Raw genomic sequence first — 23,228 nt, 5'->3', positions numbered from 1 at the left:
CAGGAGTCCTCACGTGTCGATGTCCACGCGCCTGTCCGCGCTGGCCGCCTCCGTCGCGCTGCTCACCGCGCTCACCGCCCCGGTGGCCACCGCGACCCCCGGAGCCGCCGGGGGCACCGGCGGCCCGACCGTCAACCTGGCCACCAACCCCGGCTTCGAACTTCCCTCCCCCGACCTCGCCGACTGGGGCAGCGTCCCCGGCTGGAGCTGCACCGGCGGCCCGGCCGAGGCCGCCCTCACCACCGCCGCCCCGCACTCCGGGAGCTCCGCGCTCACCGTCACCCCGGCCGGCGACGACTCCACCGGCGAGTGCGCGCAGACCGTCTCCGTCCAGCCCGACACCACCTACACCGCCTCGGCCTGGGTCCGCGGCTCCTTCGTCTACCTGGGCGCCACCGGCACCGGCCGCGACGTCGCCCCCGCCTGGACCGCGAGCACCGCAGGCGGCTGGCAGCAGCTCACCACCCGCTTCACCACCGGCCCCAAGGCCCGCAGCGTCCGCCTCTACGTCCACGGCTGGTACCAGCAGGGGCCGTTCTCCGTCGACGACGTCCGGGTGGACGGCCCGGCGCCCACCCCGGCCGTCGCCGCCGGCTCCGTCCCGACCGACGACAAGGTCGTCTTCTTCACCGTCGACGACGGCTGGCAGCGCACCCCCGAGGCCGAGCGGTTCATCGCCGACCACCGCCTGCCGATCACCGCCTTCCCGCTGCCCATGCCCGCCGGCACCGACCCGGGCTTCTTCCGGCGGGTCACCGCCGTGCCCGGCTCCTCCGTCCAGGACCACAGCGTCTCCCACTCCGACCTCAGCACGCTCCCGCTCGAACGGCAGCAGGTCGAGATCTGCGACGCCCGCGACGCCCTGACCCGCCTGTTCGGCACCGCCCCGGTGGTGTTCCGGCCGCCCTACTTCGCCTGGAACGCCGACACCCTGCAGGCCGCCGCGAACTGCGGCATCCGCACCGTCCTCACCGCCGACGCCGACTTCAGCTGGGGCGCCTCCAACATCTGGCACCCCGGCACGCTGCAGCCGGGCGACGTCGTGCTGATGCACTGGACCGACACCCTCGCCACCGACCTCCAGCGTGCTCTGGCCGCCGCCGACGCGGCCGGCCTCAAGCCCGCCGGCCTGGCCGACTACCTGCACTGAGCCACCGCCCCACTCCACCGGGCCTTCGCTCCCACCCCGGAGCGGCGGCCCGGCCGCGCACGGGCCGTCGACGTCCGTCCGTCGGCCCGTTCCCACCGCCGTACACCGATGCGCCGCTGCGCCCCGCACCCCTGAACCCCTGAACCCCCGCACCGCGTGTGGTCGTGACTCCCCCGTCCCGCCGGAGAGCCCACCCACACCCGTGGCCGCGTCGGCGGCCCCTTCGAGGGCGGCGGCCCGCTGCTGCTCACCACTGCCGGGGCCGTTCGGGGCGCCCGCACACCGTGCCGCTCGGGTACGTCGAGGCGGAGGGACTGCTCCCGGTCGCCGCCGCGGCGGCCGGAGCGCACCCGCCCCCCGTGGTACCGCAGCCTGCTCGCCCCTCCCGCGGCCCGGGGCGAACTCGGCGCCGACTCCTTCGATGCCGTCGCCGTGCCGGCCGAGCGCGCTCGGCGGGACCGGAGGTTCGCAGCCGCCGTCCGGAAGCGACCCGGCTACGGCGACTACCGGGCCGTCACGCAGGCGGGAGCCGGCCGTCGCGGTCCTGGAACGCCCCGCGGAGCCCGGCCGGGCTCGGGCTCCGGCTGCGCCGGCACTGCCCGACCTTCTGCGAAGGGCTGACGCACCACCACGCCGGCGAGGACTCCGCGTTCCTCCCCGCCCTGGCCCGCAGCCGCCCCGGGCCGGCCGGGGCGCTGGAACGCCTCGGCGAGGAACACCGGGCCCGGGAACGGGAACGGCGACAAGACCGGCCGGCGCCTGAGCAACGGCCGGTGCCGCCGGCTGCTCCCCTCCTCGGGGAGCAGCCGGCGGCACCGGTGCGGGCGCGGGACCGGCCTCGCGGTCCCGCGTCAGCGACGCGCAGCGGGGCTGTGTGTCAGGACCGGGTGAAGACCGGGAGGTAGCCACCGGACTGGCCGGAGGCCTTCGGGTGGTAGCTCTCGTCGACCGGCAGGGTGGTGCTGTTGAGCCAGGTGGTCAGCGAGCCGCAGATCTCGTGCTCGGTGAACGCGCTGCGCACGTCACCGAAGGTGAAACCGGCGTTGGCGACCCGCTTGGCGATGACCTCGTCCAGCGTGTCGGCGGCGCCGTTGATCGCGGCGCGCTTGGTGTCGCCGATGCCGAAGATGCAGCTGCCGCCGACCTTGTAGAGGTGCGGGTAGCCCAGCACGACCACGTGGGCGTTGGGCGCCTTGGCGTGGATCGCCGAGTACACCTTGTCCAGCTGGGCCGGCAGGGTGTTGCGGGCGTAGTTCTGGGCCGCGTTGACGGCGTTGAGGCAGGAGCTGTCCGACTCCAGCACGCAGGTCTTCATCGTGTCGGCGAACCCGGCGTCGTTGCCGCCGACCGAGATGCTGACCAGCGTGGTGCCGGAGCTCAGGGCGGAGATCTGGTTGTTGAGGATGTCGCCGGTTCTGGCACCCGAACAGGCGACGAACGAGAAGGATGACGGCGCGTGCGCGTTCTTCCACAGGTACGCGTACGAGTTGGTGCTCCGCTTGCAGTTACCGCTGTCGCTCAGGTAGCTGCCGGCGCCGACGCCGGCGGAGTAGGAGTCCCCGAGCGCGACGTAGTTGACCCCCGCCGCGTTGGCGGACGACGCGGTGAAGAGCGTGGTCAGAGTGAGGAGAGCCGCTATCGCGGCAACGGACAGTGCACGAGCTGGACGGAGCATGACACCTCCTGGTGTGGCATTGGTCACAGAAGGAATACCAGGAGGTAGGTGAACCGGGAAGCGCTCATGCCAAGGATATTGACGGACCGTCTGACAACGCAGAAGTGAACCCCGGCCCACAGTGCGTGAGTTGACGCTGGTCAAGGCGGCCAATGCCGACGGGCGTCGGTCATCGCGCGTAGAGAGTGGTCGGCCGAACGGTCAGCGAGTGGTCAGTCGGCGGTCAGCCGAAAGGGCGGTCGGGAGGCGGGCGGGGGTGCCCGATCGGGCGCGCCCGACGGTGGAACGGCAGCCGGTGGAACGGCAGCCGGTGGAGCGGTCGCCGGTGGAGCGGCGGCAGGTGGAGTGGTCGCCGGTGGAGCGGCGGCCGGCCGGTGATCAGACGGCCGCCACCCGGCTCGACGCGGCGGCGGGCGGACCGGGCACCAGCCGTCAGCCGGGGACCGGCCCTCGGCCCGGGATCAGCCTTCCCCGAGCGCCACCCGTAGGCCGAAGGCCAGCCTGCGACCGCGGACCAGCCGTCGGCCGGAGGCCGTCCGTCGGCCCACGATCAGCTGTCGGCCGGGTGACGGTCCTCGGGGCGAGGGGCGCCCGGCTCGGCGAGGCCCTGGTCGACGCCCGGGTAGGCGGGACCGGGGAAGACGGTGCAGCCCCCCACCGGAAGCTCCTCGATCGTCTCGTTCGCGGCGACGGGCACGCCGAGGCGGTGCGCCGCGGTGGCCACGGCCGCCCGGGCCTGCCGCAGCCCCGGCGCACCCCAGCCGAGCAGCTCGACGGCGAGCCCGGGCGCGACCAGCAGCCGGCGGTAGTGCCGCCCGGAGGCCGGGTCGGCCACGCTCGGGCCGACCGCCCGCAGCGGCGCCGCCATCCGGACCCGCGCGCACTCGTGCCCGCCGTTCGCCGAGCCCACCCGGTCGTAGAGGTAGCCCAGGTAGTACGGTCTGCCGATCACCGCCTGGGCCTCCTCGGCCGCCTCCCGCGCCAGGGCGCGGGCCGGATCGCCGGCGTCCTCCGGCTCCAGCGAGCCGCCGGGCAGCGAGCAGATCCCGTCCCGGGGGTTGACCAAGGTCAGCACCCGGCCGTCCGGGGCGAACAGCCAGCCCCAGGACTGCTTCACCGGCAGGTCACCGGGCACCTGCTCGCCCGGGCGCCAGGGCCACCCCGCGGTGGGACGCCGGCGCACCCTGCCGAGCAGCTCGGCGATCTCCGCGCTGTACTCGATCCGGCTCATGCGTCCCCCTCTCGGTGTCGGGCTCGCCGGACCGGCGGTGCGCGGGGCGGACCTGCGGAGCACGGTACGGAGCGGAGCGGCCGGAGCGTCGGCGTGGGGGCACCACACGCTCCTGCTGTTGATCTTCTCCGAATCTTCCCCGAACAGGCGGTCGATGAACAGTCCCCAGCGCCGCATGGAGGATGCGGCGCCCGGAAGCCCCCTGATCACCCCGGCGACGTCACCCCCGCGGCCCACCCCCCTCCCCCTCGCCCGGGAACCCGGGCACCGGGAACCCCGGTCGGGGGACCACCCCCGGCGGGAACGGCAGACCGCGCGCCGCGTCGTCGGCCAGCTCGTCGAACACCTCGTGGACCGTCATCGGCCGCAATCGCCCGCCGGCCAGCGCCCAACCGCGCACCAGCGCACCGCCGGACGCGGCCGGATCGCCGTGCAGCAGCAGCGCCCCCGTGCCGCCGCCGGCCACGCCCGCCGCCAGCGTGACGCAGAACGCCTCGGTGTCCCGCCCCTCGGGGTGGAGGCTCCCCGCCCGGACGCGGAGGTCCACCGCCGAGGTGAGCTGCTCGCCGTCCTCCGGGCCGTGGCAGCGCAGGGTCAGCAGGTGGCCGCCTTCCCCCGCACCCGCGGCCAGCGCGAGGTAGACCGCCGTCACGTAGCCCATGACCGCCGCCAGCCTGCGCCGCCCGTCCTCGTCGTCACCGACGGCCTGGAGCAGCGCGACCCCGGCGACGGACATCCGCACCCGGGCCCGGTGGTCGTCCAGCAGCACCGGGAGCAGCCCGGCCAGCCGCTGCCCGGCGTAGACGAAGGGCTCGCCGGCCAGCTCCGGATCGGCCGCGTAGGCGACCCGGGTGGCGGGCGCCCGGGGATCGAGGCCGAGCGCCGCACAGTAGTCCTCGTAGTCCCCCGCCTCCAGGACCCTGAGGTGCACCTCCAGGCCCCGACGGTGCAGCGCGCGCAGGTGCGACTCCACCCGCCGCAGGTACTCCGGGTGCGCGAGCCGCCCGAACAGCCCGTGGCGCGCCAGGGCCGCGAAGTCGGCGGCCGCCGCCGCCAGCGCGACCGCCACCGGCTCCGGCGGCGGGGCTCCGCCCCGGACCCGCCCGCCCCGCCGACCGGACGCGGCGCCGCCTCCCGCACCGCCGCCGGGCGGCCCGTCCCCCCGGGGCGGCCGCGCCCCGCCGGGCCCTCCCCCGCCGCCGCCCTCGCCGGGCGCCGGCCCGCGCCCGGCGCGCACCAGCGCCCTCCGGCGCACCCGGGACCGCCCGAACCCGCCGGCCGCCCCGGACCTCCGGGCGGTCGCGACCGCTCCGGAGCCACCGGAGCCCACACCTTCCGACGACCACACCCGCATGGTTCCTCCCACCCCGCACACCCGACGACGGACACCGCCGGCCGCCCCGACCCGGAGCCGCCGACACCGGGGAACATACACAGAGCCACTGACAATCCACCCCGAGTGATCGGAGGGGCGGGGCCGGGGCGCCCCACCGCAGGGTCCGGCGCCGTCCCGGACCCGCCCGCCGGGACGGACGGGGTGGCTGGTCCGGACGGGATTGTCGGTGCCGGACGTTAGGGTCGGGGACCATGCGACTGCTGCATACCTCCGACTGGCACCTCGGCCGCTCCTTCCACCGGGAGAGCCTGCACGACGCCCAGCGCGCCTTCCTGGACCACCTGGTGGACGTGGTCCGGGAGCAGCACGTGGACGCCGTGCTGGTCGCCGGGGACGTGTACGACCGGGCGCTGCCCGCGCTGGACGCGGTCGCGCTGTTCGACGACGTGCTGCACCGGCTGGCCGGGCTGGGCGTGCCGACGGTGTTCATCAGCGGCAACCACGACTCGGCCCGCCGGCTGGGCGTCGGCGCCGGGCTGATCGGCCGGGCCGGCGTGCACCTGCGCACCGACCCGGGAGAGTGCGCCGTCCCGGTGCTGCTGGCGGACGAGCACGGCCCGGTGGCGGTCTACGGCCTGCCGTACCTGGAGCCGACGCTGGTGCGCGAGCGGTTCGGGCTGGAGCGCGGCGGGCACGCGGCGGTGCTCGGCGCGGCGATGGACGAGGTCCGGGCCGATCTGGCGGCCCGCCCGGCGGGCACCCGTGCGGTGGTGCTCGCGCACGCCTTCGTGACCGGCGGCACGGCGAGCGACAGCGAGCGGGACATCGCGGTCGGCGGGGTCGCCTCGGTGCCGGCCGCGGTCTTCGACGGCGTGCACTACGCGGCGCTCGGCCACCTGCACGGCTGTCAGACCCTCGCCCCGCACCTGCGGTACAGCGGCTCCCCGCTCGCCTACTCCTTCTCCGAGGCGAACCAGCGCAAGACCATGTGGCTGGTCGACCTCGCCGCCGACGGGTCGGTCGCCGCGGAGCGGGTCGACTGCCCGCAGCCGCGCCCACTGGTCACCCTGCGCGACGGTCTCGACGCGCTGCTCACCGACGAGGCGTACGCGCCCCACGAGCAGTCCTGGGTGCAGGCCACCCTCACCGACGCGGCCCGCCCGAGCGAGCCGATGGAGAAGCTGCGCCGCCGCTTCCCGCACACCCTGCAGCTGCTCTTCGACCCGGAGGACGCCGACGCGGAGCCGACGCGCTCCTACGCGGCCCGGGTCAGCGGCCGCGCCGACCTGGAGGTCGCGGAGGGCTTCCTGCGGCACGTGCGCCCCGGCGCGGAGCCGGACGGCGACGAGCTGGACTGGCTGCGCACCGGGTTCGAGAGCGTCCGGGAGAACACCGACCGGAAGGCGGACCTGCCCCGATGAGACTGCACCGGCTCACCGTGACCGCCTTCGGCCCGTTCGCGGGCAGCGAGACGGTCGACTTCGACGCGCTCGCCGCCGGTGGCCTGTTCCTGCTGCGCGGGGCGACGGGCGCGGGCAAGAGCAGCGTGCTGGACGCCGTCTGCTTCGCCCTGTACGGGGACGTGCCCGGCACCCGCCGCGCCAACCGGCTGCGCAGCGACCACGCCGACCCGCGCCGGCTGACCGAGGTCCGGCTGGAGCTGACGCTCGGCGGGCGGCGGCTGCAGATCACCCGGCTGCCCGAGCAGCGCCGCCCGAAGAAGGTCGGCACCGGCACCACGGTCGAGCGCCCGCAGACCCTGCTGCGGGAGTGGGCCGCGGACGCGGGCGACGGCACGCCCGGCTGGCGGGCGGTCAGCAAGTCCCACCAGGAGGCCGGCGAGGAGATCCACCGGCTGATCGGCATGAACCGGGAGCAGTTCTGCCAGGTGGTGCTGCTGCCGCAGGGCGACTTCGCCCGCTTCCTCAAGGCCGATTCGGAGGAGCGCGGCAAGCTGCTCCGGCGGCTCTTCGACACCGAGCGCTTCCAACACGTCGAGGCGTGGCTCGCGGAGCAGCGCCGGGCCCAGGAGGCCGCCGTCCAGGCCGGTCGGCGCCGGCTGCGGGACCTCGCCAGCAAGGCCGAGCAGGCGGCCGGCCCGGACGCCGAGCCCGCCGCGGACTGGGTTCCCGCCGAGGAGGACGCCGCGGACCTGACCGCCGGGGTGCTCGGCTGGGCGGCCGTGCTGCGCGGCGGAGCGGCCGAGCAGCTCGCGGTCGCCGAGGCGGCGCTCGAGGGTGCCGAGGCCGCGCAGCGGGCGGCCCAGGCCGATCGCGGGGAGGCCGAGGAGTTGGCCGGCCGCCAGGGCCGCCACCGGGAGGCGCTGCGGCGGGCCGACCGGCTGGCCGCAGCGGAGGCCGAGGCGGCCGCGGACGGCCGGCGGCTGGCGGCGGCGCAGGCGGCCGTCGGGGTGGAGTCCGCGCTGCGGCTGCGCGAGGGCGCGGCCGACGCCCTCGGGCGGGCCCGGGAGGACGAGCGCCGGCACCGCGCGGCGCTGGCCCGGCCGGACGCGGGCGCCCGCGTCCCGGCCGGCGGGGGCCGCGGTGCCGGTGAGGTCGGCGCGGAGGAGGCCGGTGAGGTCGGCGCGGAGGAGGGCCCGGCCCTGGCCGAGGCTCCCGCGGCGGCCCTGGCCGAGGCCGAACGGCGCCTGCGCGCGGAGCTGGTCCGGCTGGAGACGGCCCGGACGCAGGAGCGGCGCTGCGCCGAACTCGCCCGCGAGCAGCGGCTCCTGGACGAGGAACGCCGGCGGGCCGAGGAGCTCGCCGAGGAGGCCGAGGACTGGCTGGCGGAGTACGACGAGCGGCTCGACGGCCTCCGGGCTCAGCAGTCCGAGGCCCGGGCCGCGGGCCTGCGGGTGGAGCAGCTGGACGGCCGGCGCGCCGAGTCGGCAGCCCGGCTGGACGCCGCCCGGGAGCGCGACGGGCTGCGGGCCCGGATCGCCGCCGAGGAACCGCGGGTGAGCGCGCTGCGCACGGCCGCGCTGGACGCCCGCGAGCACTGCCTGAGCCTGCGCGAACGCCGTCTGACCGGAATGGCGGCCGAGCTGGCCGAGCAGCTGCGGGCGGGCGAGGCCTGCCGGGTCTGCGGATCGCCCGAGCACCCGGCACCGGCCGAGGCCGCCGGGGCCCTGGTCGCCGCGGGCGATGAGGAACGGGCACAACGGGCCCAGGCCGTCGCCGAGCAGGCCTGGACGGCGGCCGACCAGGCGCTCACCGCACTGCGGGTCCGCGAGGCCACCGCGGCCGGGGCGGCCGGGCCGGAGGCCGTCGACGCGCTGGCGCGGGCCCTCGACGAGCTGGCCCGCGAGCACCACGAGGCGCTGCACGCGGCGGAGGCGCTCGGCCGGGTCGAGCAGGAGGTCGCCCGGCTGTCGGCGGACCAGACCCGCCGGCTCGCCGAGCTGCGCGAGGCCCGCGAGCGCGGCGCCGTGCGCACCGACCGCCTCCAGGCGCTCGACCTGGAGCGGCGGGAGCTCACCGCGCTGGTGTCCGCCGCCCGCGGCGAGGCCGACTCGGTCGCCGACCGGGCGGCGGAGCTGGAGCGGCTGGTCGAGCTGGTCGCCGCGGTGGCCGGGGCCGCCGCCGCCCGTGACCGGGCCCTGGCCCGGCTGGGCGACGCGGAGGAGGAGCTGACCAGGGCCGCCGCCGCGGCCGGCTTCCCGAACGCCGGGGAGGCCCTGGCGGTGCTGCTGCCCCGCCCGGAGCGCGAGCGGTTGGAGGCGCGGGTCGAGCGGCACCGCGCGGAGTCGGCCGCCGTGCGGCGCGAGCTGGCGCTGCCGGAACTGGCCGAGGCCGCGGCCCGCCCGCCGGTGGACCTGCCGGCCGCGGCGGCCGCGCTCGCTGCCGCCACCGACCGGCTGGGCCGGGCGCACGCCGCCCGGGCGGCGGCCGGTGAGCGCTGCGCGGCACTGGCCGCGATCGGCCGGCAGCTGGGCGAGCTGGCCGCCGGGTTGGCGCCGGCGCTGGAGCGGTACGGGCGGATCAACCGGCTGGCCGCCCTGGCCGCCGGCACCTCCACCGAGAACCGGCTGCGGATGCGCCTGGAGTCGTACGTGCTGGCGGCCCGGCTGGAGCAGGTCGCGGCGGCGGCGAGCGACCGCCTGGTGCGGATGTCCGGCGGCCGGTACACCCTGGTGCACAGCGACGACCGGGGCAGTGGCAACAAGCGCTCGGGCCTGGCCCTGCGGGTGGTGGACGCCTGGACGGGCACCGAGCGCGACACCGCGACGCTCTCCGGGGGCGAGGGGTTCTTCGCCTCCCTCGCGCTCGCCCTCGGCCTGGCCGACGTGGTCACCGACGAGGCCGGCGGCATGCCGCTGGACACCCTGTTCATCGACGAGGGCTTCGGCACGCTCGACGAGCAGTCCCTGGAGGAGGTGATGGACGTCCTCGACGGCCTGCGCGAGCGGGACCGCGCGGTCGGCATCGTCAGCCACGTCGCCGACCTGCGCAGCCGGATCCCGGCGCAGCTGCTGGTGCGCAAGGGGCGGCACGGCTCCACCCTGGCCCTGGCCGGGAGGGAGGACGCCTGAGCCCGCCGGGCGTCAGCCCGAGCAGGCGATCCGCTGCGCCTGCTGCCAGGCGCAGACCGGGCAGAGGGTGCTGCCCGGGTGGTCGGCGGGCAGTTCGGTCGGCTCCCCGCACAGGACGCAGTCGGCCCGCGGCCCGGCCTGCGCCGGGGCGGGCACCAGCGCGGCCCCGGCCCCGGCCTCCGGGGCGAGCCCGCAGACCGTCGTGTCCTCGTCCCTCGTGCCGTCACTCATGCCGCCTTCCTACTGCGCGGGCGGTGCCCTCCGCAAGGCGGGGGCCGCGCAGGCCCCGGGGCCCCGGCCCCTTCCCCAGCCCTTCCTCGCCCCTTCCCCGGCCCGCCGAGGGGGCCCGCGCCGCCCCCGGCTACGGTGGGCCGCATGCCCGCCGACCTCCACGACCGCCTGCTCGCGGCCCGCGCCGCCGCCCCCTCCTACCCCGAGGTGGGCGCCACCCGGGGCGGCCCCCTGCCGGCCGGCTACGCGCACCTGCGGCGCCGGGTGCACCTCGGCCACGGGCCGCAGGTGCTGGCCCGGGCCGGGCGGTACGTGCTCGGCTGGGGCAGCCAGCTGGGCACCGGGTTCGCCGTGTACCCGCACGCGCCGGCCGAGGAGGGGGCGACGGTCCTGTTGCGGCTGAGCCTGCCGGGCGGGCGGTGGCCGCGGCTGGTCATCCCCTGCCGGGTGGTGTGGACGGTGGACCGGCCGGACCGGATCGGCTTCGCCTACGGCACGCTGCCCGGGCACCCGGAGTGCGGCGAGGAGGCGTTCCTGGTGTCGATGGACGCCGACGGAGCGGTGTGGTTCGAGGTGGCCGCGTTCTCCCGGCTGAGCGCCTGGTACGCGCGGCTGGGGCGACCGGTGGCGCAGCTCTGCCAGTACCTGGCGATCGAGCGCTACCTCGCCGCGGTGGCCGCCGCGGTCGCGGACCCCGCCGCGCACGGCTGACCGCGCGCGGGGCGGCGAGCCCCGGCCGACGGGCCCGAGCCGGGGGACGTGGGCCGCGGACGTGAGCCGGCAAGATGCGCTCGCGCCGAACGGAGCGTTCGCCCACCGCCCAGGCACGGCACGGCACGGCCCGGCCCGGCGCGGTGCGGTGACGTGCCGGACCTGGCCAGGTCCGGCCAGGTCCGGTCCGGTCGGCCGCTCAGCCGAGGAAGGAGAGCCGGACGGTTCGGCGCGGGTTGTCCCCGTTGGTGTCGACCAGCACCACGGACTGCCAGATGCCGAGCGCCAGTTGGCCCCCGATCACCGGCAGCGTGGCGTGCGGGGCGACCAGGCCGGGGACGACGTGGTCCCGTCCGTGTCCGGGGCTGCCGTGGCGGTGGCGCCAGCGGTCGTCGGCGGGGAGCAGCTCGCGCAGGACGGCGAGGAAGTCCTCGTCGCTGCCGGAGCCCGTCTCCAGGACGGCGATCCCCGCGGTGGCGTGCGGGACGAAGACGTTGAGCAGGCCGTCGCGGCCGGCGGCCCGCTCGGTGAGGAACCCGGTGCAGCGGTCGGTGATGTCGAGCGCGACCTCGCGGCTGCCGGTGGTGATCTCGAAGGTGGTGGTCTGGAAGGGGCTGGTGGGGGTGGAGTGGGTGTTGTCCGCCATGGCGCCATCCTCACCCACCGGGCCCGTGCCCGCGCAGTACCTCGCCGACTCCGCTCGCCGGGCCGGCACGCGGGCGTAGGGTGAGAGGTTCAGACCAGACGGGGCGCTCGGGGGGCGGTGCCCGGGCCGTGGCCCGCGCCGGTCCGCGGCCGGCCCCGCGCACTCCCCGGGTACGCCGAAGACCCGACGGTCCTGGTGGTCCGTCGGGTCGGGATCCCGGTGTGCGCGGCGGGCCGAGGCCCCCCGGCCGGGATTCCCGGGCCAGGGCCCGGAGGCCCTAGCCGCGTCCGCCGAAGAGGCTGCGGCGCAGCCGCCGCAGCGGCGACAGCAGCGAGACCCGCACGTGGCGGCGCCGGGTCGCCGGAGCGTCCGCGCCGCGCGGGGTCAGCTCCCTTATCAGCCCGAGCGCCTCGGCGGTGTCCACCGCCGGGAGCGCGGGCGCGCCGAGCACGGCCAGGTGTCGCTCGATCCGGCGGCCGGTCGTGCCGACACCGCACTGGATCGCCGGCACACGGGGCCGAGTCCGCACTTGCATGTGTTCCATCAGTTCTTCCCACCCCTACGAGGCGCCAGGGCCAGAGGCGAAGACTATCCGCGATGGACGGCCTTCGCGCAACCGTCCCTGGTGTTGTGCCACCGTACCGTGCGGCGTCAACTGACGATGCACCAGGGGCTACCCGGCCGGTCACGACTAGGCATCAATGATGGTGCACGACCAGCCGTTCGTCACCGGTGTCCGGAGGCACTGGCCCGGCGCCCGGTCCGGCCGAGTGCGCCGAGTGCGCCGGGCGCACCCGGTCGTCGCCGACGAGGGAACGACCGAGGGAACGACCGAGGGGGAGGACGGCGGGGCGGCGAGAGGGAGGACGGCGGGGGCGATGGCGGGGAACGACGCGCGGCACATATAAAGGGGACAACCCCCCGGAGGTCGACATGGAGACCGGTCGACAGATCCCCCTGACTTCATGAAGTGAACACATTCGAGGGATTGACTCCCGGGATTCCTCCAAGCAATATCTCTGAGAACACGCAGGTGCCCGCACCGCACCGATCGCGTGTTCGAGTGATGAAGAACTCCGGCTCCTGCGAGCCACTGCCCGGCCGCCTCGACGCTGCGGCGGCCAGGCTCGCCAGGTGCCCGGACCGGCGGCCGGCCGTAGAGGGTCGGCCGGGCCGCCACCAGGCTGCCGGTGCCGCCCCGCCAGGGGCCCGGCACCGGCGGCTCCGGGGCCAGGGGCCCGTCCACCCGCCCCGATCCGGCCGACCGGACGTCCCCGCAGGTCGCGCCGCGCCGGTCGGTAGACTCGGCCAGCGTGTCCCTCCTCCTCAGCATCGTGCTCCCGGTCCACGGCGTGGAGCGGTTCCTCCCGCACTGCCTCGACTCGATCCTCGGCGACACCCCCGCCGCGGAGTCCCGCTTCGAGGTGATCGCGGTCGACGACCGCTCCCCCGACGGCTGCGGCGCGATCCTGGACGAGTACGCCGCCCGCGACCCCCGGCTGCGGGTCCTGCACCTCACCGAGAACCAGGGCCTCGGCGGCGCCCGCACCGCCGCGCTGCCGCACGTGCGCGGCGAGTACGTCTGGTTCGTGGACAGCGACGACCGGCTGCCCGAGCGCACCGTCAGCGTCGTCCTGGACGAGCTGCGCCAGGAGCAGCGCCGCGAGACCCCCGCCGACGTCCTGATCACCGACTTCACCCACGTGTACCCCGACGGCGGGACCGAGCCCAACCCGTGGCGCCACGTGCTGCTGGGCTCCCCACTGGTCGACGGCTGCACCCTGGCCGAGCACCCGGCGCTGTTCAACACCGTGATGTCGGTCTGGAACAAGGTGTTCCGCCGCGCCTACCTGGAGGGCCTCGGCGTCTCCTTCGGCCGCGGCTACTACGAGGACATCTCGGTCACCTACCCCGCACTGCTGGCGGCCGGGCGGCTGCGCTACCTGGACCGGCCCTGCTACGTCTACCGGCGCGGCCGGGAGGGCGCGATCACCGCGACCGCCTCCCCCCGGCACGCCGACGTCTTCGCCCAGTACGAGGCGATCTTCGCCTTCCTGGACCGCCCGGACCGCCCCGGGGAGCCCGTCCCGGCCTCGCTGCGCACCCTGGTCTTCGACCGGACCGTCCGGCAGGCCCTGAACGTCTACGACACCCCCGGGCTCGTCCCCCTCGACCGGCGCAAGGAGTTCTTCCGCCGGATCACCCAGCACTTCGCCCGCCACCGCCCCGACGGCTACCAGTTCCCGGGCGGCGTGCGCGGCGTGCAGTACCGGCTGGCCGCCCGCGGTGCCCGGATCGCGTACGCCGAGCTGCGCCGCACCGGCCGCCTGCCGCGCGAACTCAAGCGCGGGGCGCGCGCGGTGGCCCCGGCGGTGAAGAAGGGCGTGCGCAGCAGCGCCCGGTTCACCGCGTACAACGCCTTCCGCCGGCTGCCGCTGGACGAGAACCTGGCCGTCTACGCGGCCTACTGGCACCGCGGCTACGCGTGCAGCCCGGCGGCGATCTACGAGAAGGCCAGGGAGCTGGCGCCGCAGGTCCGGGGCGTGTGGGTGGTGGAGAACCGCAAGCAGGCCGCCACCATGCCGCCCGGGGTGCCGTACGTGATCGTCAACACACCCGCCTACCTCAAGGTGATGGCGACCGCCAAGTACTTCGTGAACAACGTCAACTTCCCGCGCACGATGGCGAAGCGGCCGGGCACGGTGCACGTCCAGACCCAGCACGGCACCCCGCTCAAGGCCATGGGCATGGACCTGCGGGACCGCCCCGAGGCGGCCGGCGGGATGGACTTCGACCGGCTCCGGGAGGCGATCGACCGCTGGGACTTCCTGGTCTCCTCCAACCCGCACACCAGCGAGCACTTCGCCCGCGCCTTCCCCGGCCGGTACGAGATGCTGGACACCGGGTACCCGCGCAACGACCGGCTGGCCAACGCCACCCGGGACGAGGTGCGCGCCATGCGCGAGCGGTTCGGGCTGCGGCCCGGCGGCACCGCCGTGCTGTACGCCCCGACCCACCGCGGCGACCAGGGCGGGTACGTCCCGCTGTTGGACGTGCGGGAACTGGCCCGGCGGCTGGGCCCGCACTACACGCTGCTGGTGCGCACCCACTACTTCCACACCGGCGGGCCGGGGGACCTCGCGGCGGACGAGGGCTCGGCCGAGATCGTGGACGTCTCGGCGCACCCCACGGTGGAGGACCTCTACCTCGCGGCGGACGTGCTGGTGACGGACTACTCGTCGATGATGTTCGACTACGCGGTGCTGGACCGTCCGGTCGTGGTCTTCGCGCCCGACTGGGAGGAGTACCAGCGGGTGCGCGGCGTCTACTTCGACCTGTTCGCCGAACCGCCGGGGGCCGTCACGGTGGATCCGGAGGGGCTGGTGGAGGCGCTGCTGGCCGGCGATCCGGAGCCGGCCGCGCGGGCGCGGTTCCGGGCCCGGTTCTGCCCGTGGGACGACGGCGGGGCCTCGGAGCGGGTGGTGCGCCGGGTCTTCCCGGTGCCGTCCTGACGCGGGAACCGGGGCCCTGACGCGGGAACCGGCTCCTGACCCGGGAGCCGGGTCCTGACGCACGGGCGACGTCCCGGCCCGGCGGCGAACGTCCCGGCCCGGCGGATCCCAGCGGTGCGGGTGCGGATAGGGAGCGGCTGCGGACGGGGCCGGTGCCGCCGTACGGCGACCGGCCCCGTCGGCGCGGGCTCAGCGCCGGCGGGCGGCCAGGAACTCGTCGAAGGTCAGCACACCGTCGTGGTCGGTGTCCATCGTGTTGATCAGCGCCTCGGCCATCGAGATGGTGACGTCGTGGTCGCCCATCTCGTTGGCGGCCAGCGCGTACTCGGCCGGGGTGATCCTGCCGTCGCCGTCCTTGTCGAAACGGTCGAACATGGCCTTGATCGCCTCAGTGGTCTCCATCGTGCCCTCCTGGTACTGCGGGTTGTGCTCGGTGCGGACGGCGGTACCCTACCCGGCCGTGGTGTGCGCCACGGTCGGCGGGAGTGGACGGGCGCGGGGGTGGGTGTCGTAGTCTGCGGATCTGATTGCAGGCCCGGGCACCTCCCGGGCGTTCGTTCGTCCAGGGAGGGACCATGCTCGACCTCGTCACCAGGCTGCTGCTGAAACCCGTCTCGCGCGGCATCTGGCGCCCGTCCATCGAGGGCATCGAGAACGTGCCGCGCAAGGGCGGGGTCATCCTGGCCAGCAACCACCTGTCCTTCATCGACAGCGTGGTGATCCCGCTGACCGCCCCGCGCCGGGTCCACTTCCTCGCCAAGGCCGAGTACTTCACCGGGACGGGGCTCAAGGGCCGGCTCTCCAAGGGCTTCTTCGAGTCGATCGGCGCGGTGCCGGTGGAGCGCGGCACCTACCGCTCCGCCCAGGCCTCGCTGGAGTCCGCGCTGGAGATCCTCGAGGACGGCAAGGCCTTCGGCATCTACCCGGAGGGCACCCGCTCGCTCGACGGGCGGCTCTACCGGGGCAAGACGGGCGTCGCCTGGCTGGCCCTCACCGCCGGTGTCCCCGTGGTGCCGGTGGCGCTGGAGGGGCCGGAGCACATCCTGCCGGTCGGCAAGCGGCTGCCGCGGCTCAGGAAGGTGACGGTCCGTTTCGGCGAGCCGCTGCACTTCGACGAGCTGCACGGGCAGGCCCGCTCGCTGAAGGCCCGTCGACAGGTGACCGACGAGGTGATGGCGGCGATCCAGCGGCTCTCCGGCCAGGAGGTCGCGGAGAACTACAACGAGGTGCCGAAGGCCGCGTAGGCCCGTCCGGCGGCCCGGGCCGGCCGGTCGCTCCCGCGCGACCCGCCGCCCGGGTGCCCGGGTGCCCGGGTGCCCGGCTCACCGGACCAGGACGGCCGGCTCCTGGTCCAGGAGGGCCGGCCCCGCGTCCGCGAGACCCGGCTCCCGGACGGGCGCGACCGGCTCCGGCGCCTCCCTGCGCAGCAGTGCCGCGTAGCGCCCGTCCAGCTCGACCAGCTCGTCGTGGGTGCCGAGTTCGACGACCTCGCCGTGGTCCAGGACGGCGATCTGGTCGGCGGTGCGCACGGTGGAGAGCCGGTGCGCGATGGTGATCGTGGTGCGGCCCGCGGCCAGGGTGTCCACGGCCTGCTGGACGGCGCGCTCGGTGCGGTTGTCCAGGGCGCTGGTGGCCTCGTCGAGGATGAGCACCGGCGGGTTGCGCAGGATCGTCCGGGCCAGCGCGAGGCGTTGCTTCTCGCCACCGGAGAAGCGGTAGCCGCGCTCGCCGACCAGGGTGTCGTAGCCGTCCGGCAGGGCGGCGACGGTCTCGTGGACCTGCGCGGCCCGGGCGGCCTCGACGAGTTCGGCGTCGGTGGCGTCCGGCTTGGCGAAGCGCAGGTTCTCGGCGACCGAGGCGTGGAAGAGGTAGGTCTCCTGGGAGACCACGCCGACCGCGCGGGCCAGGGTGTCGAAGGACAGCTCGCGCACGTCCACGCCGTCGATGGCGACCCGGCCGCCCGTGACGTCGTACAGCCTCGGCACCAGGTAGCTGAGCGTGGTCTTGCCGGAGCCCGTCTCGCCGACCACGGCCAGCGAGCTCCCGGCCGGGACGACCAGGTCGACGCCGGACAGCGTGGGCCGCTCCTGGTCCGGGTCGTAGCGGAAGTCCACGCCCTCGAAGCGGACCTCGCCGCGGACCTCGGCCAGGCCGACCGCCCCGGCCGGCTCGGCGATCTCCACCGGCAGGTCCAGGTACTCGAAGATGCGCTGGAAGAGCGCGAGCGAGGTCTGCACCTGCACGCCCGTGGAGAGCAGGCTGACGGTCGGGCGGAACAGGCCCTGCTGGAGGGTCACGAAGGCGACCAGGGTGCCGACCGAGACGATCGGGGCGCCGTCGGCGGCGGACAGCCCGGCAGCCCAGTAGATCAGCGCGGGCATCGCGGCCATCACGATCTGGATGGTGTTCATCCGCCAGCGGCCGGCCATGCTGGCCCGCACCTCCAGGTCGGCGAGCTGGTCGGACTGGCCGGTGAACTCGCGGGCGAGCGAGTCGGAGCGGCCCATCGTGCGGCCGAGCAGGATGCCGCTGACGGAGAGCGACTCCTGGACGGCCGAACTCATCGCGGCCAGCTGCTTCTGCCGTTCGGTGGTGATCCGCTTGCGCTCGTTGCCGACCCGGCGGCTGATCCAGACGAACAGCGGCAGCAGCACCAGCGAGACGACGGTCAGGCGCCAGTCGAGCGCGACCATGGCGACCACCGAGGCGATCACCGCGGTGAAGTTGGAGACCAGGCTGGTCGCGGTGGACGTCACCGTGGACTGCATGCCGCCGATGTCGTTGGCGATCCGGGACTGCACCTCACCGGTGCGGGTGCGGGTGAAGAAGGCGAGCGACTGCCGCTGCAGGTGGCCGTAGACGGCGGTGCGCAGGTCGTGCATGACGCGCTGGCCGACGGTGGTGGAGATCAGCGTCTGCAGCACGCTGAAGACGCTGTTCACCACGGCCGCGGCGATCATGCCGAGCACCAGCAGGCTGAGCAGTCCGGTGCGGCCCTGCGGGATGGCGGTGTCCAGCACGGCCCTCAGCAGGAACGGCGAGACGACCGAGACGACGGCGGAGGCGGCGACCAGCAGCCCGACGACGGCCAGTCGCCCCGCGTACGGGCGGAACAGCGCGAGGATGCGCCGCCACTGGGCCGGCGGGCGGGGGGCACCCTCGGCGCGTTCGGGGGCGGTCCAGTCGGTGGCGTCGGGCCTCAAGGGCGGGCCTCCCAGGGTGTGCCGGGGTCGGCGGTCGGGCGGCCGCCAGCATAGCGAGAATAGCTCATAGTTAGACAAGCTAATAGTGAGAGTTACTCTATTCCCGCGCGGCCGCGGCGCCCGGCTGCCGACCGCCGACCCCGACCGGGCCGCCGACCGACCCGACCGGGCGGTCGGCCGACCGACCGCCCGGCGTCACGATCCGCCCGCCCGGTCGGCCGGCGCCTCAGTCCGTCCGGTAGGTGCGCGCCGCCTTCGAGGACACGCCGCCGAGCTTGCCCGGGGGCAGCATCCGCGCGACGGCGACCGCCACCTTGTAACGACGGCCCGGCACCGACAACGACCTGCCGCGCGCCAGGTCGCGCATCGCCTCGTCGACCACCCGCTCCGCCGAGAGCCAGGACCAGGCCGGGATGTTGCCGGTGCCCATGCCCGCCCGCTCGTGGAACTCGGTCCGGGTGAAGCCCGGGCACAGCGCCATCATCCGCACGCCCGTGCCGCCGAGGTCGCGCAGCACGCCCTGGGTGAAGCTCACCACCCACGCCTTGCTCGCCCCGTAGGTGCCCCGCGGCAGGAAGGCCGCCACCGAGGCGACGTTGACGACCGCACCCCGACCGCGCTCGCGCATCCCCGGCAGGGCTGCCGTGGTCAGCCGCAGCACCGCCTCGACGTGGACCTTCACCATGTCCAGCTCCGCCTGCAGCGGAACGGCCCCGAAGGCGCCCTTGTTGCCGAACCCGGCGTTGTTGATCAGCAGGTCCACCGGGCGCCCGGCGTCGCCCAGCCGGGCCTCGACGGCGGCGATGCCCTCGTCCGTCGCGAGGTCGGCGGTCAGCACCTCCACCTCGACGCCGTACTCGGCGTGCAGGTCGGAGCTCGCCCGCTCTAGACGCCCGGTGTCCCGGGCCACCAGGACGAGGCGGTAGCCGCCGCGGGCGAGTCGGCGGGCGAAAGCGGCTCCGATGCCGGCGGTCGCGCCGGTGATCAAGGCAGTGGTCATGCCCCTGACCGTACCGACTCCCCGCAGCCGAGCCCACACCCAGGGCAACGTCCCTGCTCAGCGGACTGCGGATGCAGGCGATCGGTCGTGCTCGTAGTGTCGGACAGGGGCATCGCCCGAACGGGTGATGAAATCCAGGCGAGGAGGCACATCTGATGCTTACTCAGTTCCGCACGGAAACCGCTTCGGCGTCACCCAGCGCGACGCTCGCCGAGGCCGAGACACTCGCGAGCCTGATGGTGGAGGACGAGGCCGTCGTGTCCGACGCGCCCACGTACCTGCCGGAGGCCGCGGGTGCCGCCCTGCTGCTCGGCCTGCTCCTGGCATCGCCGAAGCCGCCGAAGGAGAAGCCGACCCGGTGACGCGGGCCGGCCACACCACCTGAAGGCCGGGCCGGCCCCGCGAACGGGCCGGCCCGCCCCACCAAGGAGGAACACCACCGATGCCATTCGCCGAGACCTCGCTCCGCGACGACTACGCCGCGGCGGTCGAGCGGGTGGCGGGCCGGACCCTCGACGCCCTCCGGGGCGGCGGGGGTGCGGCCGCGCTCGTCGACCCCGACACCGCCGTACCCCGCCCGCTGCTGGCCGCCGTGCGACTGCTCGGCGCCGACCTCCTCTCCCCCCAGCTGCTCACCGGAGCCGGACCCGACGGCCCCGCCGCCGCCCTGCTGGCCGAGGCCCGCCGGGCGCTCCCGGCACCGGCACCCCCCTCCCGAGAGGCCGCGCTGGTGATCGGATGGCAGGACTGGGCCGCCGGACAGGTGCTCGCCCGCACCCCCTACGGCGAGGCCGTACCACCGCCCGCCCCGCTGCCGGGCCCCGACGAGCTGGGCTGGCAGGCCTGGTCGGTGCGGATGGCGCAGCTGTCCGTCCTCGCCCTGCCCGGACTCGACGGCCCGGTGCACGACACCGCCCGGGCCCGGGTCCTGGCCCTCGCCCGCGGCACCGTCCGCTCGATGATGCGCCGCGACCTCACCACCGCCGCCCGGCTCGCCCGCTGGCTCGGCTGGGCCGCCGCCGAAGGCCGACCGCTGCCGCTCGACGTCGGCCCCGTCCTGGACCGGATCCGCCTGGCCGGTGACGGGAGCGCCCGCACCGGGCTCGAACTCGCCGTCGCCCGCCTGCTGCTCGACCGCTCCCGCCCGTCGACCGCCGAACGGAACCAGGCCCCATGACCGACACCCACGTCCTCTCCGTCGCCCAGCAGGTCGGCTCCCGCGCGATGACCTGGCTGCACGCCGCCCACCGCGACGGCCTCGGCCGGATCCCCGACAACACCGTCGTCGACCTCGCCACCCCCAACGACGCCTACAAGCCGCTCGGCGAGATCGCCCTGGTAGCCTCCGTCGTCCTGCGCGACGGCGTCGCCGGGCCCGCCGGCACCCGGGCCGCCCGGGAACTGCTCGACTACGCGTGGGAGGAGGTCCGCGAGGGCGACCTGCTGTACGAACGCCAGCTGCGCCACGTCACGATGAGCGACCCGCTGGAGCTCTACGGCCACTTCGCCCGGGCCGGCTACCGCCACCCCGCCCTCGAGGAGCTCCTCGAATCGATCAGCCGCCTGCGCGCCGCCCACGCCACCGAGATCCAGGCCAACCGGCGGCTCGCCGTCGCCAACGCCCGCCGGCTGGTGGGGCTCAGCCACCAGCCGGACTGGGACGCGCTCGCCGCCCGCACCTGGCTCGGCGCCACGCCCGAGCCCTGGGCCGTCGAATGGGAGATCGCCTACCAGATCACGCACACCGTCTTCCACCTCACCGACTGGGGCGCCCACCCGGACGGCCTGCCCGAGCCGATGCGCGACCACGTCCGCGACTGGCTCCCGGTCTGGCTCGACGTCTGGCTGGAGATCGGGCAGTGGGACCTCGCCCTCGAACTCCTCATCGTCGACGCCTGCATCGGCGAACCGGCCACCGGCCGACAGGGCTGGGACGCGCTGGCCGCCGTCCAGCACGACGACGGACTGGTGCCGCGCGAGGCCAACGAGGCGGTGAGCTCGGACCGCGACGAGTCCTTCCGGGAGCACCAGCACACCGCCGTGGTCGCGGTCCTGGCCGGCGACGTCACCCTGGCCCGGGCGCTGGGCACCGGCGCGGCGGCCGCGTGAACGCACTGGACACCGCGGTGGCGGCGGTGGTGCGGGCGGCCGAACCCCACGCCACCGCCGTCACGGTGGCCGTGGCGCGGGGGGAACGGCAGGAGGTGCGCTGCCACGGGCGGACCGGGCGCGGCCGGGCAGCTGCCTGCACGCCGGACACCGTCTTCGAACTCGGCTCGGTGAGCAAGACGTTCACCGCCCTCCTGCTGGCCGAGATGGCGGCCCGCGGCGAACTCGCCCTGGACGACCCGCTGGAGCACCGGCTCCCGCCGAACTGGCCACCGGTACCCAGCCGTTGCGCCGAACCCGTCCGGCTGCTGCACCTGGCCACCCACACCTCGGGCCTGCCCCGGCTGCCTCCCGGGCTCCTGGCGGCCGCCCTCCCCCGCTGGCGCAGCAACCCCTACGCGGGGTTCGGGGACGACGACCTGCGGACGGCGCTGGCCCGAACCACCCCTCGACGCAGGCCCGGTGAGCACTACCGGTACTCCAACTACGGAGTCGGGCTGCTCGGGCGGGCACTCGCCGAGACGGGCCGCTCCCCGTACGGGGCGCTGCTCGCGGAACGGATCTGCGGCCCGCTCGGACTGCGCGCCACCGGGTGCGCACCGGACGCGCCGGGGCGGGCGACCGGGTACCTGCGCGGCCGGGAACTGCCGCCGTGGCACGCCCCCGGACTGCCGGGAGCGGCCGCGGTGCGGGCCAGCGGGGCCGATGTGCTGCGCTACCTGCGGGCCCACCTCGACGGCCTGGACGGCCTGGACGGCATGAACGGCCTGGACGGCCTGGACGCCGCGGCGGGGACCTCCCTGGGGGCCGCCCTGCGGGAGGTGCGGCGGCCGCGGCTGCGGCTGCCGCGGTCGGGCGACGAGGTCTGCCTGGTGTGGAACCGCCGCCGCTCGGGCGGACACGACCTGTACTTCCACGCGGGGGCGACCAGGGGCTTCACGGTGCTCGTCGGGTTCTCGCCGCAGACTGCGGCCGCGGTGGCGGCGCTGGCCAACACCGGGCCGACGCTCGGCTCGCACGTCGTCCAGGCCGGGTACGAGGTGCTGCGGGTGGCAGCCCGGACGGCGTAGGTGCGCCGGGCGGATCCCGACGGATCCCGACGGCTCCCGTGGGCCTGTGGCTCCCGGCCGGGGAGCCTAGGCCGCGACGGCCTTGGCGCGGTCGGCGGCGATGTGCACCGCCAGGCCGGCGAGGACGGTCCCCATCGCGTAGCGCTGGACGCGCAGCCAGGCCGGGCGGCGGTTGAGGAAGGCCGCGATGCCGCCCGCGCTCATCGCGATCAGGCCGTTCACGGTCACCGCGATCGCGATCTGCGTCAGGCCCAGCACCAGGCTCTGCAGGGCGACGCGGCCGCGTTCGGGGGCCACGAACTGGGGCAGCAGCGAGATGTACATGATGGCGATCTTGGGGTTGAGCAGGCAGGTCAGGAAGCCCATCGCGAACAGGCGCCGCGGCGGGTCCGGGGTCAGCTGCTGCGGGGCGAAGACCGCCGTACCGCCCGGCTTCACCGCCTTCCACGCCAGCCAGAGCAGGTAGCCGGCACCCGCCAGCTTGATCCCGGTGTAGAGGGCGGGCACCACCGAGAAGACCGCGGCCACGCCCGCCGTCACCGCGACGAGGTAGACCAGGAATCCGACCGCGACCCCGAGCAGCGAGATCAGCCCGGCGCGGCGGCCCTGCGCGATCGAGCGCGAGACCAGGTAGATCATGTTCGGCCCCGGCGACAGCACCATGCCCAGTGCCACGGCGGCGATCCCGAGTACCGCGTGGCCGTCCACGGCCGGTGTCAACGCGTCCATGCAGGGAGGCTAGGACGGATCACCGGCTCGGTGCAATGATGACTTTGCGCTCGGCGCAATGGCGCCGGCGGAGCCGGCCCACGGCACCGGGACG

At 75.6% G+C, this 23,228-nt stretch carries 20 protein-coding genes and 1 pseudogene; 11 read left to right on the top strand and 10 right to left on the bottom strand.

Annotation, left to right across the window (positions count from 1 at the left end; genetic code table 11):
- Positions 1-19: 19 nt before the first annotated feature.
- Together ACIA8Q_RS03755 and ACIA8Q_RS03750 are read left to right on the top strand one after the other, a co-directional pair.
- Positions 20-1,150: a polysaccharide deacetylase family protein gene (locus ACIA8Q_RS03755; RefSeq protein WP_360214032.1), complete on the top strand. Its 1,131-nt coding sequence runs from the start codon at positions 20-22 to the stop codon at positions 1,148-1,150.
- Between the two features lie 207 nt (positions 1,151-1,357).
- Positions 1,358-1,771 (top strand): annotated as a pseudogene (locus tag ACIA8Q_RS03750) (nitroreductase/quinone reductase family protein); the annotation flags it as partial.
- 256 nt (positions 1,772-2,027) lie between these two features.
- On the opposite strand, the gene ACIA8Q_RS03745 reads toward ACIA8Q_RS03750, so the two are convergent.
- From ACIA8Q_RS03745 to ACIA8Q_RS03735, 3 genes are all read right to left on the bottom strand, one after another.
- Positions 2,028-2,825, bottom strand: a complete 798-nt coding sequence (locus tag ACIA8Q_RS03745) for an SGNH/GDSL hydrolase family protein (RefSeq protein ID WP_360219625.1) — start codon at positions 2,823-2,825, stop codon at positions 2,028-2,030.
- Positions 2,826-3,375: 550 nt separating this feature from the next.
- Positions 3,376-4,056, bottom strand: coding sequence for a hypothetical protein (locus ACIA8Q_RS03740; RefSeq protein WP_360219628.1), 681 nt, complete (start codon positions 4,054-4,056; stop codon positions 3,376-3,378).
- Between the two features lie 220 nt (positions 4,057-4,276).
- A complete protein-coding gene (locus ACIA8Q_RS03735; RefSeq protein ID WP_360219631.1) occupies positions 4,277-5,125 on the bottom strand; it encodes a hypothetical protein in 849 nt (282 codons plus the stop codon).
- Between the two features lie 518 nt (positions 5,126-5,643).
- On the opposite strand from ACIA8Q_RS03735, the gene ACIA8Q_RS03730 reads away from it, so the two are divergent.
- Together ACIA8Q_RS03730 and ACIA8Q_RS03725 are read left to right on the top strand one after the other, a co-directional pair.
- Entirely contained in the window at positions 5,644-6,813 is a 1,170-nt protein-coding gene (locus ACIA8Q_RS03730) for an exonuclease SbcCD subunit D (protein WP_360219634.1), read from the top strand.
- Positions 6,810-9,923 carry an SMC family ATPase gene (locus ACIA8Q_RS03725; RefSeq protein WP_360219637.1) on the top strand — a complete coding sequence of 1,038 codons (3,114 nt, stop codon included), beginning with the start codon at positions 6,810-6,812 and terminating at the stop codon, positions 9,921-9,923. Before ACIA8Q_RS03730 ends, ACIA8Q_RS03725 begins: the two co-directional genes overlap by 4 nt.
- Before the next feature lie 12 nt (positions 9,924-9,935).
- Here the strand turns inward: ACIA8Q_RS03725 and ACIA8Q_RS03720 are convergent, their stop codons facing one another.
- A complete protein-coding gene (locus tag ACIA8Q_RS03720) occupies positions 9,936-10,154 on the bottom strand; it encodes a hypothetical protein (RefSeq protein WP_360219640.1) in 219 nt (72 codons plus the stop codon).
- A 144-nt stretch (positions 10,155-10,298) separates the two neighbouring features.
- On the opposite strand from ACIA8Q_RS03720, the gene ACIA8Q_RS03715 reads away from it, so the two are divergent.
- The gene (locus ACIA8Q_RS03715) at positions 10,299-10,865 is read left to right on the top strand and encodes a DUF1990 domain-containing protein (RefSeq protein WP_360219643.1); all 567 of its coding nucleotides are present in this window, start codon (positions 10,299-10,301) and stop codon (positions 10,863-10,865) included.
- Positions 10,866-11,064: 199 nt separating this feature from the next.
- On the opposite strand, the gene ACIA8Q_RS03710 is transcribed toward ACIA8Q_RS03715, so the two are convergent.
- Both ACIA8Q_RS03710 and ACIA8Q_RS03705 read right to left on the bottom strand, forming a co-directional pair.
- Positions 11,065-11,511 (bottom strand): YjbQ family protein, encoded by a 447-nt coding sequence (locus ACIA8Q_RS03710; RefSeq protein WP_360219646.1) that lies wholly within the window; start codon positions 11,509-11,511, stop codon positions 11,065-11,067.
- Positions 11,512-11,788: 277 nt separating this feature from the next.
- Complete coding sequence (locus ACIA8Q_RS03705) at positions 11,789-12,055, bottom strand: hypothetical protein (RefSeq protein ID WP_360219649.1); 267 nt, start codon at positions 12,053-12,055, stop codon at positions 11,789-11,791.
- Positions 12,056-12,824: 769 nt separating this feature from the next.
- On the opposite strand from ACIA8Q_RS03705, the gene ACIA8Q_RS03700 reads away from it, so the two are divergent.
- Complete coding sequence (locus ACIA8Q_RS03700; protein WP_360219652.1) at positions 12,825-15,023, top strand: bifunctional glycosyltransferase family 2 protein/CDP-glycerol:glycerophosphate glycerophosphotransferase; 2,199 nt, start codon at positions 12,825-12,827, stop codon at positions 15,021-15,023.
- A gap of 189 nt (positions 15,024-15,212) precedes the next feature.
- Here the strand turns inward: ACIA8Q_RS03700 and ACIA8Q_RS03695 are convergent, their stop codons facing one another.
- A complete protein-coding gene (locus ACIA8Q_RS03695) occupies positions 15,213-15,425 on the bottom strand; it encodes an EF-hand domain-containing protein (RefSeq protein WP_360219655.1) in 213 nt (70 codons plus the stop codon).
- Positions 15,426-15,598: 173 nt separating this feature from the next.
- Here ACIA8Q_RS03695 and ACIA8Q_RS03690 point away from each other — a divergent pair, with 173 nt between their 5' ends.
- Positions 15,599-16,267: a lysophospholipid acyltransferase family protein gene (locus tag ACIA8Q_RS03690; RefSeq protein WP_360219658.1), complete on the top strand. Its 669-nt coding sequence runs from the start codon at positions 15,599-15,601 to the stop codon at positions 16,265-16,267.
- A 78-nt stretch (positions 16,268-16,345) separates the two neighbouring features.
- On the opposite strand, the gene ACIA8Q_RS03685 is transcribed toward ACIA8Q_RS03690, so the two are convergent.
- Together ACIA8Q_RS03685 and ACIA8Q_RS03680 are read right to left on the bottom strand one after the other, a co-directional pair.
- Positions 16,346-18,226, bottom strand: coding sequence for an ABC transporter ATP-binding protein (locus ACIA8Q_RS03685; RefSeq protein ID WP_360219661.1), 1,881 nt, complete (start codon positions 18,224-18,226; stop codon positions 16,346-16,348).
- A gap of 226 nt (positions 18,227-18,452) precedes the next feature.
- The gene (locus ACIA8Q_RS03680; RefSeq protein ID WP_360219664.1) at positions 18,453-19,226 is read right to left on the bottom strand and encodes an SDR family NAD(P)-dependent oxidoreductase; all 774 of its coding nucleotides are present in this window, start codon (positions 19,224-19,226) and stop codon (positions 18,453-18,455) included.
- A 155-nt stretch (positions 19,227-19,381) separates the two neighbouring features.
- Between ACIA8Q_RS03680 and ACIA8Q_RS03675 the strand changes: the two genes are divergently transcribed.
- The 4 genes from ACIA8Q_RS03675 to ACIA8Q_RS03660 all read left to right on the top strand — a co-directional run bounded on the left by ACIA8Q_RS03675 (position 19,382) and on the right by ACIA8Q_RS03660 (position 22,405).
- Positions 19,382-19,588 carry a hypothetical protein gene (locus ACIA8Q_RS03675; RefSeq protein ID WP_360219667.1) on the top strand — a complete coding sequence of 69 codons (207 nt, stop codon included), beginning with the start codon at positions 19,382-19,384 and terminating at the stop codon, positions 19,586-19,588.
- Positions 19,589-19,668: 80 nt separating this feature from the next.
- Positions 19,669-20,403, top strand: coding sequence for a hypothetical protein (locus ACIA8Q_RS03670; RefSeq protein WP_360219670.1), 735 nt, complete (start codon positions 19,669-19,671; stop codon positions 20,401-20,403).
- Positions 20,400-21,335 carry a DUF6895 family protein gene (locus ACIA8Q_RS03665; RefSeq protein WP_360219673.1) on the top strand — a complete coding sequence of 312 codons (936 nt, stop codon included), beginning with the start codon at positions 20,400-20,402 and terminating at the stop codon, positions 21,333-21,335. The genes ACIA8Q_RS03670 and ACIA8Q_RS03665 overlap by 4 nt, the downstream gene beginning before the upstream one ends.
- The gene (locus ACIA8Q_RS03660; protein ID WP_360219676.1) at positions 21,332-22,405 is read left to right on the top strand and encodes a serine hydrolase domain-containing protein; all 1,074 of its coding nucleotides are present in this window, start codon (positions 21,332-21,334) and stop codon (positions 22,403-22,405) included. Before ACIA8Q_RS03665 ends, ACIA8Q_RS03660 begins: the two co-directional genes overlap by 4 nt.
- 66 nt (positions 22,406-22,471) lie before the next feature.
- On the opposite strand, the gene ACIA8Q_RS03655 is transcribed toward ACIA8Q_RS03660, so the two are convergent.
- Entirely contained in the window at positions 22,472-23,134 is a 663-nt protein-coding gene (locus ACIA8Q_RS03655; protein WP_360219679.1) for a LysE family translocator, read from the bottom strand.
- Positions 23,135-23,228 lie beyond the last annotated feature (94 nt).

It is taken from the genome of Kitasatospora sp. NPDC051705 (assembly GCF_044453265.1).
Lineage (GTDB): Bacteria > Actinomycetota > Actinomycetes > Streptomycetales > Streptomycetaceae > Kitasatospora.
The sequence above is the reverse complement of the archived record's forward strand: the minus strand, read 5'-3'. Positions and strand labels throughout refer to the sequence as shown.